Source organism: Brevibacterium sp. 50QC2O2, assembly GCF_024580675.1.
GTDB lineage: Bacteria > Actinomycetota > Actinomycetes > Actinomycetales > Brevibacteriaceae > Brevibacterium > Brevibacterium moorei.
The window spans coordinates 93,375-106,268 of the sequence record NZ_JANIJZ010000004.1 but is presented as its reverse complement, the minus strand read 5'-3'; the positions used below and the strand labels follow the sequence as shown (position 1 = coordinate 106,268).

The following is a 12,894-nucleotide window of genomic DNA, read 5'->3' as shown; positions in this document are numbered from 1 at the left end:
TTTCGTTAAGTAGTGGAACTGTGCGTTCGTGCGGTCAGTGACTGTCGCGCCCACGCAGGCGGTCCAGTTCCCGCCTGTCCTTCTTCGTGGGTCGGCCCGTGCCGGGATCGCGCTTGGGCAGGGCCGCGCGCAGCAGCGGGCTGGGCGCGGGGGAGTGATCCAGATAGCAGGCCTGTGCCATGGGCGCGGGACCCCGCGTATCGAGGAACCCCTGGACCACCAGGACGCGTTCGGCGCCGGGGCGCCTGACCCTGACCTCCTGGCCGATCCTGACCTTCTGTGCGGGCTTGACCTTCACCCCGTCGATCTGCACATGGCCGGACTTCAGGGCCGCCTGCGCCGCCGACCTGGTCTTGCAGATGCGCACGCACCACAGCCACAGGTCGATGCGCTGGGTCGCCGCCGGATCGAAGTTCAGTTCTGGCATGGGACCACTGTAGGGCACCACCGCGGGCCCGGCGCAATGATAATCTCATGAGGGTTGCAATCTGCGCGCCGGACTCACCGCGCGCCCCACGTTTTCCAAGGAGAGACCACCATGCCCATGCGGATGTCCTCGCTGTTCGTGCGCACCCTGAAGGAGGACCCGGCGGACGCGGAGGTCAAGAGCCATAAGCTGCTGCACCGCGCGGCCTACATCCGCCGCGCCGCCCCCGGTATCTACACCTGGCTGCCGCTGGGCCTGGCCGTGCTGGGCAAGATCGAGGAGATCGTCCGGCAGGAGATGACCAGGGCTGGTTCCCAGGAAGTCCACTTCCCCGCCCTGCTGCCGGCCGAACCCTATGAGAAGTCCGGGCGCTGGGCCGCCTTCGGCGAGGGCATCTTCCGCCTGCAGGACCGCAAGAAGGCCGACTACCTGCTGGCCCCCACGCACGAGGAGATGTTCACCCTGCTGGTCAAGGACCTGTACTCCTCGTACAAGGACCTGCCGGCGAACCTGTTCCAGATCCAGACGAAGTACCGCGATGAGGCCCGCCCGCGCGCCGGCCTGCTGCGCGGGCGCGAGTTCATCATGAAGGACGCCTACTCCTTCGACGTCGAAGACGCCGGCCTGGACGTCCAGTACGAGAAGATGCGCGAGGCCTATGTCCGCGTCTTCACCCGCCTGGGCCTGCCCTATGTGATGGTCGAGGCGACCCCCGGCGCGATGGGCGGCTCCGGCACCCACGAGTTCCTCTACCCCTCGGAGGTCGGTGAGGATACCTACGTTCGCACCGCCGCCGGCTATGCCGCCAATGTCGAGGCCGTCACCACGGTGGTCCCGGAGCCCATCCCGTTCGAGGGCCTGCCCGCCGCGCACGTCGAGGACACCCCGGACACCCCCACGATCCAGACCCTGGTCGATGCCGCGAACGCCGCGCACCCGCGGGCCGATCGTGCCTGGAGTGCCGCCGACACGCTCAAGAACGTCGTGGCGACGGTGATCCACCCCGACGGGACCCGCGAGGTCATCGTCATCGGCCTGCCCGGCGATCGCGAGGTCGACTTCGGACGCGCCGCCGGCACCGGCCTGTTGGGCGAGGGCGAGGTCGACCTCGAGGCGGCCACGCCCGAGGACCTGGCCAAGCACCCCGGTCTGGTCAAGGGTTACATCGGGCCGGGCCTGAGCCTGGACGCCCCGGTGCTGGGCACCGAGGGCTCCACCGGCCTGCGCTACCTGCTGGATCCGCGAGTGGTCGACGGCACCCGCTGGATCACCGGCGCGAACGCCGCGAACCAGCACGTGTTCGATCTGGTCGCCGGCCGTGACTTCGCCGCCGACGGCTTCATCGAGGCCGCCGAGGTCCGGCCCGGTGATCCGGCGCCCGACGGCTCGGGGGAACTCGAGCTGGCCCGCGGCGTGGAGATCGGACAGATCTTCAAACTGGGCCGCAAGTACGCCGAGGCGCTCGACCTCAAGGTGCTCGACGTCAATGGCAAGACGCAGGTCGTGACCATGGGTTCCTATGGCATCGGCGTGACCCGTGTGATGGCCTGCATCGCCGAGGAGTACGCAGATGACAAGGGCCTGCTGTGGCCCCAGCACCTGGCCCCTGCCGATGTCCACATCGTGGCCACCGGCAAGGACTCCTCGGTCTTCGAGACGGCTGAGTCCCTGGCTGCGGACCTGGAGGCCCGCGGGGTTTCCGTGCTCATCGACGACCGGCCCAAGACGAGCCCGGGCATGAAGTTCGGTGATGCCGAACTGCTGGGCATCCCGACCATCCTGGTGGTGGGCCGCGGGCTGAAGGACGGACTGGTCGAATTGCGCGATCGGTTCACCGGGGAATCCCGCGAACTGCCCGTGGCCGAGGCCGTCGACGCCCTGGCGGCGCACGTCGCGGCAGGCTACGCCAAGGCGACGCTGGCCGACTGACCGATTCGAAGCGCAGGGAGGCCGTACCGGGATGAACGCAGTCGAACTCGGCCCGTGGATCATCGTGGCCCTGGTGGCCGGTGGTCTGCTGGCCGGGTGGATCGATGCAGTTGTCGGCGGCGGGGGCCTGATCCAGCTGCCGGTGCTGTTATTGGTCCCGGGGATGAGCCCCATCCAGGCGGTGGCGACGAACAAGGTCGGCTCGATCGTCGGCACCGCCGGCAGCACCGTGACCTATCTGCGCAAGGTCAAACCCGATAAATCGCTCACTGTGCCCGGCGCGGTGTTCGCTCTGGCCGGGGCGGTGGTGGGTGCGAAGATCGCCACCCTCATCCCCGGTGACGCCTTCGAGCCGATCATCGTGCTGGTGCTGCTGGGCGTGGGCGTGTTCACCCTGCTCAAGCCGGCCATGGGCGCCGAGGCCCATCTGCGCTTCGGCCTGCGCTCCAAGCGCCACCACGCGCTGGGCTGGCTGCTGGGCCTGGTGGTGGGAGTCTACGACGGCGCCCTGGGGCCCGGCACCGGATCGTTCCTGGTCATCGGCCTGGTGGCGCTGCTGGGCTTCAGCTTCCTGCAGGCCTCGGCCAGCGCCAAGATCATGAACCTGGCGACGAATCTGGGAGCCCTACTGCTCTTCGTGCCGGCCGGCCATGTGGTGTGGGCGGCCGGGCTGGCGGTAGCGGTGGGAAATCTGGCCGGCGGCATCATCGGAGCGCGCACCGCCCTGCGCTTCGGCTCCGGTTTCGTGCGCATCGTGTTCATCGTCGTGCTGGTGGTGCTCATCATCACGCTGGGCGCACCGCTGCTGGCCAACCTCGTGACCGTCGAGGGCTGAGCTCAGCCCAGGCGCTTGAGGGAGTGGGCATCGACTCCGCCCACGTCCATTCCCGCCAGTGCGCGCATCACCCACAGTGACCTGGCGGCGTCGCCGAAGGACTTCAGCGTGCCGTTGTAGGCGCTGTGCAGATACCAGAACATGTTCTGCGCCTCCCTGGCGATCGCAGCCCCGAGGCCGTAGTTCGGTTCGATGTCGGCGTGCCTGCACAGATCGGCGCCGAAGTCGCGCAACCACTTGGCCTGGCCGGCCGGAGTGCCGCCCGGCAGCTCGAACAGACGGTTCCACAGGATCGGCGCGACGGTGTAGGCGGTCGGTCCGGTCAGCGGCTGTGGATCGATGGCCTTCCAGGTGGCGACTCCGTGGGCGTCCGGATTGCCCGCCAGGATGTTGTAGTAGTGCAGATCGGCGTGTAACAGCCATTGCTCATCGGAGGCGGCCAGGTACCGGGTCCAGGACCTGGCCATGTCCAGCAGCGCCCGATCGCCAGGGTGGAAGTCGGGGAATGACGACAGCAGGTTCAGATCCTGGTCGAATTTGGCATCCCAGCCCGCAGCGATGTCCTGGACCCGCACGAAGCCGGCGGGCCCGGGCACCTTGAGCGCCCTGGCCAACTGGCCCCAGATCGGGGCGACGGCCTCCAAGGGCTCGGTCGACAGGTTGACCCGGGTGCGCAGGCGTTCCTGCATCGTGGCCCGGAAGGTCGCGTCCTGGTAGATGATGCGCACGGCCCCATGGCCGTTCCACAGTTCGAGGGCGCGCAGGACCTGTTCGTGCACATGTGGATTGTTCCGATTGGGTGCGGCGATTCGCACGACCGCCTTGTAGTTGTCCTGACTGAGCACGGGGATGACGATCGATTCCGCGCCGGCCCAGGGGGAACCCGGTTTGGGGTCGGGGGTGAAGTGCCACCGGTCCATCAGCTCCAGGTACATATAGTCCAGCGCTGCGGCCCAGGCATGGGCGCGCTCGCCGCCGATCGCCTCGGCGGCGGAGTTCAAAAGCACCTGTGGGACCTGCACGTCCTTACTCCCCGTTTCCGCTCGCCGGGGCCAGCGCACCCGGGTTCTGGCCGGTGTAGTCGAAGCGGACCGCCTGGACGCCGCCGGCCCTTCCACGCGCCCAGCCGGTGTACCAGAGGTTCGCCACGCCGAGGTCGCGGGCGCCGCCGGTCAGCAGCAGGGACCCGATGCGCGCGGCCAGCAGGTCCTCGAGCCCTCTGGCCATGGTCCTGGCCCCGGTCTCATCGTGTGGATCGGAGTCGAATGACCAGGCCGGGCGGTTCGCCACGGGTTCGCCCCCGGCAGCCCGCAGCAGCGCATTGCCCTGTGCCGAGGCCGTGTTCAGTTGCGCGATCCGCTCCCGTGCAAAGGTCCGGTAGGCGCTGCCCGTCGGTGCTGCGACGGCAACCCGCGTGTAGCCGGCCGCGGCCTGATAACAGGCGGTGACGAAGGCCGCCAGTGCTTTCGTCCGGTCGTCCTCTGTGTGCTTCTGCACATCCGGACTCGGCACGGCGGCAGGTGCCGCGGCCTGCCGGGCGACGAACAGGCGGCCGATCACGGTGGCCGACTGGCCGGGCAACTCCGCTGCGGTCAGGCCGGCGCCCACCGCGACATCGGCCAGGGTGGTGAGCATGGCGGCGTCCTCGGCCAGGGCGGGCAGGCCGTCGAAGAAGGCCGAGACCGTCTGTCGCAGACCGGTCGCTGCGGGCAGCGCACCGGTAGCCGAGGCGGTGGCTGCTGTGGTGGGCCGCGCCGGGCCGAGTGCTGCGCGCAGCTGGGAGACGGCGCGCGCGGTGCCTCCGGAGGATTGGATACGGGCCAAGAGTTCTGCCATGGCGCTGCGGACGGTGTCGGCGGGCCCGGGGGTGGGGCGCACCGGGCCCTGTTCGAGGCGCAGGCCGCAGCCGGTGAGGGCGAGAACGGTGATGCCGGTGAATCCCATGAGGACGGAGCGGCGTCCATAGGAGCGTCCATAGGAGGGGGTCGGCGTGCGCATATCGTCATCCTATACGCGCGCCCGGCCGCCCTGCCGATAGGCTGGTCCCAGGGCCGGAACCGTGGCCCCGGTGGATGAGTGAAGCGACGAGCGGAAACAAGGAGTACCGGCATGGCCGATGACGTGGAAGTGGTGCGGGGCGCGATCGCCGGCCCCCTGGCGGAGGCCGGATTGTTCCTGGAGGAGGTGTCCGTGCACGCGGCCGGGCCCGGCCCCACCCTCGAGGTGGTCGTCGATCTGGATACCGAGGAGGCCGAACCCACCTCGTTCGCGGACGTGGAACGCGCCACACGGATCGTCTCGGAGTTGACCGACGGACTCGAGCTGTTCGGTGCCCGCCCCTACGACCTGCAGGTGTCCTCCCCGGGGGCCGAGCGTCCGCTGTCCACACCGCGACACTATCGCCGGGTGATCGGGCGGACCGTCCAACTGGACACGGCCGAGCAGCGCTACACCGGTGAGCTGGCCGGGGTGGAGGACGACGGTGCGGGTTCCGCGACGCTCGTGCTCACCGGCGCGCGCGCAGGGACGGATTTGCGTCCGGGCAAGGGCCCGAAGGTGCCGGATCCGCTGCGCTTGGCGCTGGGCGACGTCCACGGGGCCCATGTACTGGTGAAGTTCAAGTAGGCTCAGGGCCCTGGCGCCCACGGCCGGGAGGAACTATCCTGGTCACTCAGCTCAATATCGACAATTGAACGCCGGAAACTCCGGTGCCGGGTAAGTTAGGCAGTGATATGGACATCGACCTCGGCGCTCTGCGCATGATCGAACGCGAACGCGACATCCCCTTCGACACACTCGTCGACCTCATCGAGCAGGCCCTGCTCATGGCCTATCAGCGGACCGAGGGCTACTACCCGGATTCCCGCGCCGAACTCGACACCAAGACCGGCACCGCCACCATCTGGGCGGTGGAGTTCAACGACGACGATGAGCCGATCGGCGAATTCGACGACACTCCGGAGGGCTTCGGGCGGATCGCGGCGATGACCGCCCGGAACGTCATCCACCAGCGCCTGCGCGATGTCGAGGACGAGAACGTGCTGGGCGTGTTCAAGGGCCGGGAGGGCGAACTGGTCTCAGGAGTCGTCCAGCAGGGCCGCGATCCGCACATGGTCCAGGTACAGCTGGGCGATGTGGAGGCCGTTCTGCCCCCGCATGAACAGGTCCCCGGCGAGGTCTACCGGCACGGTGACCGGATCCGCGCCTATGTGGTCGACGTCCACAAGGGGACGAAGGGGCCGTCGGTCTCCCTTTCGCGCACCCACCCGAACCTCGTGCGCAAGCTGTTCGCGCACGAGGTTCCGGAGATCGCCGACGGCACGGTCGAAATCGTCAGCCTGGCCAGGGAGGCCGGCCACCGCACGAAGATGGCGGTGCGCGCGAGGAAGGCGGGGGTCAACGCCAAGGGCGCGTGTATCGGCGAACTGGGTGCCAGGGTGCGCGCGGTGATGGCCGATCTGGGCAATGAGAAGATCGACATCGTCGACTACAACGAGGACCCCGGCAAGATGATCGCCAATGCGCTGTCGCCTGCGAAGGTCAAGCGGGTCGAGGTGCTCGACGCGGCAGAACGTTCCGCGCGGGCCACTGTGCCGGGCGATCAGCTGTCCCTGGCGATCGGCAAGGAGGGCCAGAACGCCCGCCTGGCGGCGAAGCTCACCGGCTGGAAGATCGACATCGTAGCCGCCTGAACGGCTCTGGTGCTAGAATAATGGGGTGACTGCCTTCCATACACCCGTTCGCACATGCATCGGGTGTCGCAGTCGCGAAGAGTGGGATTCACTTGTGCGGCTCGTCGTCGATGTTGATTCGGATCCATCGACGCGGCCGCATATTCGCGTGGATCCGGAGCATCGGCTCGCCGGCCGGGGCGCCTGGATCCACCCCACGCAACAGTGCTGGTACAAGGCACTGCAGAAGAACGCGTTCGCGCGCGCCTTCCGTCGGCCGGTCGCGGCCGACCGGGCGCCCGGACCGTTCGCAATCACGGAAAGTGGTTAAAGAAGATGGAAACCAAATTGTGAGTGTCCGGCGATGACACCGAAGACAAATGGTCGTGGGCAGTGAAATGAGCGCTGTTCACCCGCAATGAGGTTCCTTCCTGTCCGGAGGGGACCCGGACAGGAGAAATGTGGCTAAGCCCCGTGTCCATGAGCTCGCGAAGGAGCTCGGCACAACCAGCAAAGACGTGCTGGCCAAACTGCAGGAAATGGGCGAATTCGTTCGCTCGGCGTCCTCGACCGTGGAAGCCCCGGTCGTTAGGCGACTGAAGGAGTCGTACGGCTCCTCCGACAAGGCCGACAAGCCGGCTAAGGCCGCACCCAAGCCCGGCGCCAAGCCGGCCGCTCCCAAGCCCGGCGCGCGTGCACCCAAGCCGGGTGCCGCCTCGGGCCACGCCGCGCCGAAGCCGGGTGCCAAGCCCGCGCCCAAGCCGGGCGCGGCCCACCATGAGCGTCACGAAACGCCGAAGCCGGCCGCGCATGCGCCGACTCCCAAGGCCCAGCACGACGCGAAGGCCCCCAAGCCCGCAGGTCACGCTCCGAAGCCGGGCGCGCGTGCACCCAAGCCGGGTGCCGCCTCGGGCCACGGCGCGCCGAAGCCGGGTACCAGGGCCAATCGGCCGGGCAACAACCCCTTCGCCACGAGCCAGGGGATGCCCAAGCCCGGTGCCAAGCCGGGCCCCAAGCCCGGTGGAAACCGCGACGGCGGCAACCGCTCGGGTGGCCCGAAGCCGGGCGCGCGTCCTGGCAACAACCCCTTCGCGGCCAGCCAGGGGATGCCCAAGCCCGGTGCCAAGCCGGGTCCCAAGCCCGGTGGAAACCGCGGCGGCTCGGGTGCGGCCGGTCCGCGTCCCGGTGGCCCCAAGCCGGCACCGCGTCCCGGCGGCCCGCGGCCCAATGTGCCGCGTCCCAACCCCGGGATGCTGAAGAACTCCGCCCTGGCCAAGCCCGCGCCCTCGCGCGGCGGTGGTGGCGGACGTCCGGGTGCGCCCGGCAACGGTCCCGGCAACCGCGCAGGCGGACCGGGTCGTCCCGGTGGCGGCGGTCGTGGCTCCGGTCGCGGTCGCGGTGGCACGCAGGGTGCATTCGGCCGCGGTGGCGGTCGGGCGCGCAATAAGAAGTCCAAGCGCGCCAAGCGCCAGGAACTCGAGGATATGCAGGCACCGTCGGTCGGCGGCGTCAAGGTTCCCCGCGGCAATGGGTCGACCCCGCTGCGGTTGCGCCGCGGCGCCTCGCTGGCCGATTTCGCCGAGAAGATCAACACCGATCCGACGAACCTCGTGACCATCCTGTTCCACCTGGGCGAGATGGCCACGATCACGCAGTCGCTCGACGAGGACACGTTCCAGATCCTGGGCGAGGAGCTCGGCTACAAGGTCGAGGTCGTCAGTCCCGAGGACGAGGACCGCGAACTCCTGGAGAGCTTCGACATCGACCTCGACGCCGAGGAAGAGGACGACGAGAACATGGTTCCGCGTCCCCCGGTCGTCACGGTCATGGGCCACGTCGATCACGGTAAGACCAAGCTGCTGGACGCGATTCGCTCGTCCAATGTCGTCGCCCGCGAGGCCGGCGGCATCACCCAGCACATCGGTGCCTACCAGGTCGAGGTCCCGCACGATGGCCAGGAGCGCAAGATCACGTTCCTGGACACCCCCGGTCACGAGGCGTTCACCGCCATGCGTGCCCGCGGTGCCAAGGTCACCGACGTCGCGATCCTGGTGGTCGCGGCCGACGATGGCGTGATGCCGCAGACGATCGAGGCGTTGAACCACGCCCAGGCGGCCGGTGTGCCGATCGTGGTCGCGGTCAACAAGATCGATAAGGAAGGCGCCAACCCCGCCAAGGTCATGCAGCAGCTGACCGAATACAACCTCGTGGCCGAAGAATACGGCGGCGACACGATGTTCGTGCCGATCTCCGCGCTCAAGCGCGAGGGCATCGACAAGCTGCTCGAGGCCGTCCTGCTGACCACGGACGCCGCGCTGGAACTCAACGCGGATCCGACCAAGCAGGCCCGCGGCATCGCGATCGAGGCCAAGCTGGACAAGGGCCGCGGCGCGGTCGCCAGCGTGCTGATCGAGAACGGCACCCTGCGCCAGGGCGATCCGTTCGTCGTCGGCACCGCCTACGGTCGCGTCCGCGCGCTGTTCGACGAGTACGGCGAGCAACTGGAGGAAGCGGGCCCCTCGCGGCCCGTGCAGGTGCTGGGTCTGTCGACCGTGCCGCGCGCCGGCGATGCCTTCCTGGTCACCGACGATGAGCGCACCGCCCGGCAGATCGCGGAGAAGCGCGATGCGCTGGAGCGCAATGCCGCTCAGGCGCGGACCCGCAAGCGCATCAGCCTCGAGGACTTCACGAAGGCCCTGGAGGAGGGCAAGGTCGACATGCTCAACCTGATCCTCAAGGGCGATGTCTCCGGTGCCGTCGAGGCCCTGGAGGATTCGCTGCTGAAGATCGATGTGGGCGACGAAGTCGATCTGCGCATCATCCACCGCGGCGTGGGTGCCATCACGGAGAACGACATCAACCTGGCGACGGTCGACAATGCGATCGTCATCGGCTTCAATGTCCGTCCGGAGGCCAAGGCCCGCGACCTGGCGGAGCGCGAGGGCGTGGATGTCCGGTACTACTCGGTCATCTACGATGCGATCGACGACATCGAGAGCTCGCTCAAGGGCATGCTCAAGCCCGAGTTCGAAGAGGTCCACACGGGTTCGGCGGAGATCCGTGAGATCTTCCGCTCGTCCAAGTTCGGCAACATCGCGGGTGTCATCATCCGCGACGGGCTCATCAAGCGCAATTCGAAGGCGCGCGTCACCCGCGACGGGATCGTCGTGGGCGACAACCTCACCATCGAATCGCTGCGCCGCTTCAAGGACGACGTCACGGAGATCCGCGACGGGTTCGAGGGCGGTATCGGCCTGGGCAAGTTCAACGACATCCGCGAGGGCGATCTGATCGAAACCTTCGAGATGCAGGAGAAGCCGCGCGACTGAGCGTCGTTCGGATAGGGTGAGGGTCCGTGGGCTGTATGCCCGCGGGCCCTCACCCGTGATTACACGTGGTACATGGAGAGTAAGGAACGACAATGGCCGATCCCACCCGCGCAAGGAAGATCGCGGACCGCATCCGCGTCATCGTGGCCAGCACCGTGGAGAAGCGGGTCAAGGACCCGCGCCTGGGTTTTGTGACGATCACCGACGTTCGCGTCACCGGTGATCTGCAGCATGCCAGCGTGTTCTACACGGTCTACGGAACCCCGGATGAGCTGGCCGGGACCGCGGCCGCGCTCGAATCGGCCAAGGGCCTGATCCGCAAGGAGGTGGGCCGCGGCCTGCAGATCCGGCTGACCCCCACCCTGGAATTCATCGCCGATGCGGTGCCCGCGGCGGCTGCGGAACTCGACGAGCTGCTGGCCAGGGCCGCGGCCCAGGATGCCGAGGTTGCGGCCCTGGCACGCGAGGCCAAACCCGCAGGCGAGGCCGATCCGTACCGCAAGCCGCGGGAGGAACCGGAGGACTGAGTGGTCCGGGCGCGCCGGGACCGGACGGTTCCGGCCGCCGTGCCGCGCAGGCCCGGGCCTGCTGATACGGCCCCTTGCCGGGCGTGCACTCCGTCAGCGTGCGGGATGCATGTCGGGGAAAGGGGCCGTTATCACATTGTTACTCAAGCGATTGCTCGGTAGACTGTCGTGCAGTGCTCCGGAGCCACCGGAGCGGCCGGAAACCCGGTCGTGCACGACGATGATTGGAATGACACGTGGGTAAGCACTCCGCGCCGAAGGCGTCCCGCCGCAATTCCGCTGCGGGCATCCTGGCGGTTATGGACAAGCGGCCCAAGATGGCCGCGATCGTGGTTCCGGTGGCAGCCGGCGCCCTTGTCCTGGGGTCGACCGCCGTTGTCACCGGCAGCCAGTCAGCCGCGGACGGAGCCAATGTCTCCACCGCCAGTGCCCAGGAGGCTGTGGCCCAGCCCGGCGGTGACCTCGCGCAGGCGCAAAGCGATGAGGAGTTCCTGGGGGAGCAGACCTCGAAGAAGGGCTTCAAGAAGGCCGTAAAGACGAAGGCCGTCGAGGCGAACCTGGAGACCCCGGCCGCTGCGGCGGACTCGGCAGGTGGGACCGGTGCCGACGCGGGTGCAGTTTCCTCCTCCGGTGGGGTATCGAACAAGCCCTGCAAGGTCTCCAGCGGGGTGGAGAAGAACTTCAAGTCCAATGCCGTCAAGGTCTACCGCGCCGTGTGCGCCAAGTACCCGCAGGTCAAGACCTTCGGCGGCTACCGCAACGATTCCGGTTCCGATCACGGCACCGGGCACGCCGTTGACATCATGATCAGCGGTTCGACGGGTGATTCGATCCGCGACTACGCGATTAAAAACGCCAAGGCCCTGGGTGTGAAGTACGTGATCTGGGAACAGAAGCTCTACGCGCCGTACACGAACAATTGGCAGGGTCGTCCGATGCCGGATCGGGGGTCGGCCACCGCCAACCACTTCGACCACGTGCACGTGTCGGTGAACTGAGGTATAGGTCGCCGGGCCGGGTTCGGCCCACGGTGGGGCTCCGCTGAAACGGGGTTGCTCCCCGCTAGGATGGGGGAGTGGGGAAGAAGAACGACTCGGGTGCCACGGGCATCCTGCTCATCGACAAGGACCAGGGAATCAGCAGCCACGGCGTGGTCAGCCGGGTCCGCAAATGGCTGGGTACCCGGAAGGTGGGCCACGCAGGCACCTTGGACCCCATGGCCACCGGACTGCTGGTACTGGGCGCCGGCAAGGGCACGAAGCTGCTGACCTACCTGGTGGGCTGCGATAAGACCTACCTGGCGACCATCCGCTTGGGTGCCTCGACGCCCACAGACGATGCGGATTCCCCCGCGGACACCTTCGCAGATCCCTCGGTGATCTGCTCGCTGGCCGGGGAACTCCAGCACGGTGCTGCGGAGGGTTCGTCGGCTGCGGCCTCGGGCCTCGGCTCCGGCGTCGCCCGGATCGAGGCGGCGCTGGCACCGCTGCGCGGGGACATCGAACAGGTGCCCAGTGCGGTATCGGCGATCAAGGTCGACGGGGTGCGCTCCTATGCGCGCGCGCGCGCCGGCGAGGACGTCGAGCTCAAGGCCCGGCCGGTCACCGTCTCCCGCTTCGAGGTGCTGGCCGAACCCCGCGTGGCCGTTGAGGACGGTCGCACCTATATCGATATCGACGTGGTGGTCGACTGCTCATCGGGCACCTATATCCGCGCGCTGGCCCGGGACCTGGGCCGTGCCCTGGGGGTCTACGGCCATCTCACGGCACTGCGGCGGACCAGGGTGGGCGCTTTCACCGTGGAACAGGCACAACCTGTGCCGGACTTCGAGGCTCTGGCCGATGGGTCCGGGAGAGTTCCCACTGCGCGGCTCAAGCCCCTGGCTCTGGTGGCCGCGAGCGTGCTGCCGGTGATCACGGTGGACGAAGCCGAGGCCCTGGCCCTGGCACAGGGGAAATTCGTGCCGGTGGCGGTGCCTGCGGGTATCGGGCCGCAGCACAGGGTCTCTGTGCTCACCGGTGACCGGCTGGTGGCCGTCGCCCACCTGGACCGCGGCCGCCTGGCCGTGGACACGGGCTTCCTGACCCCGGCCGATCTGGGGCATTGAGTCCGGCGCGGGGGAGCGGGCATAGGACTTGTCGACGGCGCCCCTGCGATAAACTTGGGTGGCGCTCGG

Annotated in this window: 12 protein-coding genes; 9 read left to right on the top strand and 3 right to left on the bottom strand. The window is 68.3% G+C overall.

Annotated features, from left to right (window positions below):
• Window positions 1-34: 34 nt before the first annotated feature.
• Window positions 35-427: an RNA-binding S4 domain-containing protein gene (locus tag NQ038_RS05015; RefSeq protein WP_257057633.1), complete on the bottom strand. Its 393-nt coding sequence runs from the start codon at window positions 425-427 to the stop codon at window positions 35-37.
• 111 nt (window positions 428-538) lie between these two features.
• Here NQ038_RS05015 and NQ038_RS05010 point away from each other — a divergent pair, with 111 nt between their 5' ends.
• Window positions 539-2,356: a proline--tRNA ligase gene (locus tag NQ038_RS05010; protein WP_257057631.1), complete on the top strand. Its 1,818-nt coding sequence runs from the start codon at window positions 539-541 to the stop codon at window positions 2,354-2,356.
• A 31-nt stretch (window positions 2,357-2,387) separates the two neighbouring features.
• Complete coding sequence (locus NQ038_RS05005; protein ID WP_257047446.1) at window positions 2,388-3,191, top strand: TSUP family transporter; 804 nt, start codon at window positions 2,388-2,390, stop codon at window positions 3,189-3,191.
• A 2-nt stretch (window positions 3,192-3,193) separates the two neighbouring features.
• Here NQ038_RS05005 and NQ038_RS05000 read toward each other — a convergent pair whose 3' ends face one another.
• Complete coding sequence (locus NQ038_RS05000) at window positions 3,194-4,213, bottom strand: aminoglycoside phosphotransferase family protein (RefSeq protein ID WP_257047447.1); 1,020 nt, start codon at window positions 4,211-4,213, stop codon at window positions 3,194-3,196.
• A 4-nt stretch (window positions 4,214-4,217) separates the two neighbouring features.
• On the bottom strand, window positions 4,218-5,189 hold the full coding sequence (locus NQ038_RS04995) for a hypothetical protein (protein ID WP_257061938.1): 972 nt from the start codon (window positions 5,187-5,189) through the stop codon (window positions 4,218-4,220).
• Between the two features lie 111 nt (window positions 5,190-5,300).
• On the opposite strand from NQ038_RS04995, the gene rimP reads away from it, so the two are divergent.
• The 7 genes from rimP to NQ038_RS04960 all read left to right on the top strand — a co-directional run bounded on the left by rimP (window position 5,301) and on the right by NQ038_RS04960 (window position 12,825).
• Window positions 5,301-5,816 (top strand): ribosome maturation factor RimP, encoded by a 516-nt coding sequence (rimP, locus tag NQ038_RS04990; protein WP_257047450.1) that lies wholly within the window; start codon window positions 5,301-5,303, stop codon window positions 5,814-5,816.
• Window positions 5,817-5,923: 107 nt separating this feature from the next.
• On the top strand, window positions 5,924-6,883 hold the full coding sequence (gene nusA, locus NQ038_RS04985; protein WP_257047452.1) for a transcription termination factor NusA: 960 nt from the start codon (window positions 5,924-5,926) through the stop codon (window positions 6,881-6,883).
• A gap of 25 nt (window positions 6,884-6,908) precedes the next feature.
• Window positions 6,909-7,193: a YlxR family protein gene (locus NQ038_RS04980; RefSeq protein ID WP_257047453.1), complete on the top strand. Its 285-nt coding sequence runs from the start codon at window positions 6,909-6,911 to the stop codon at window positions 7,191-7,193.
• A gap of 130 nt (window positions 7,194-7,323) precedes the next feature.
• On the top strand, window positions 7,324-10,191 hold the full coding sequence (gene infB / locus NQ038_RS04975; protein WP_257047454.1) for a translation initiation factor IF-2: 2,868 nt from the start codon (window positions 7,324-7,326) through the stop codon (window positions 10,189-10,191).
• 92 nt (window positions 10,192-10,283) lie between these two features.
• Window positions 10,284-10,718, top strand: coding sequence for a 30S ribosome-binding factor RbfA (rbfA, locus tag NQ038_RS04970; RefSeq protein WP_257057625.1), 435 nt, complete (start codon window positions 10,284-10,286; stop codon window positions 10,716-10,718).
• A 236-nt stretch (window positions 10,719-10,954) separates the two neighbouring features.
• Window positions 10,955-11,716, top strand: a complete 762-nt coding sequence (locus NQ038_RS04965) for a ligand-binding protein SH3 (RefSeq protein WP_257057623.1) — start codon at window positions 10,955-10,957, stop codon at window positions 11,714-11,716.
• A 77-nt stretch (window positions 11,717-11,793) separates the two neighbouring features.
• Window positions 11,794-12,825 (top strand): tRNA pseudouridine(55) synthase TruB, encoded by a 1,032-nt coding sequence (locus NQ038_RS04960; protein ID WP_257047457.1) that lies wholly within the window; start codon window positions 11,794-11,796, stop codon window positions 12,823-12,825.
• The last annotated feature ends 69 nt before the right edge of the window (window positions 12,826-12,894 follow it).

Excerpts from the sequence above, each read along its gene's own strand:
- NQ038_RS05015 (WP_257057633.1), bottom strand. The coding sequence starts at position 427 with ATGCCAGAACTGAACTTCGATCCGGCGGCGACCCAGCGCATCGACCTG.
- NQ038_RS05010 (WP_257057631.1), top strand. The coding sequence starts at position 539 with ATGCCCATGCGGATGTCCTCGCTGTTCGTGCGCACCCTGAAGGAGGAC.
- NQ038_RS05005 (WP_257047446.1), top strand. The coding sequence starts at position 2,388 with ATGAACGCAGTCGAACTCGGCCCGTGGATCATCGTGGCCCTGGTGGCC.
- NQ038_RS04995 (WP_257061938.1), bottom strand. The coding sequence starts at position 5,189 with ATGCGCACGCCGACCCCCTCCTATGGACGCTCCTATGGACGCCGCTCC.
- rimP (WP_257047450.1), top strand. The coding sequence starts at position 5,301 with ATGGCCGATGACGTGGAAGTGGTGCGGGGCGCGATCGCCGGCCCCCTG.
- nusA (WP_257047452.1), top strand. The coding sequence starts at position 5,924 with ATGGACATCGACCTCGGCGCTCTGCGCATGATCGAACGCGAACGCGAC.
- rbfA (WP_257057625.1), top strand. The coding sequence starts at position 10,284 with ATGGCCGATCCCACCCGCGCAAGGAAGATCGCGGACCGCATCCGCGTC.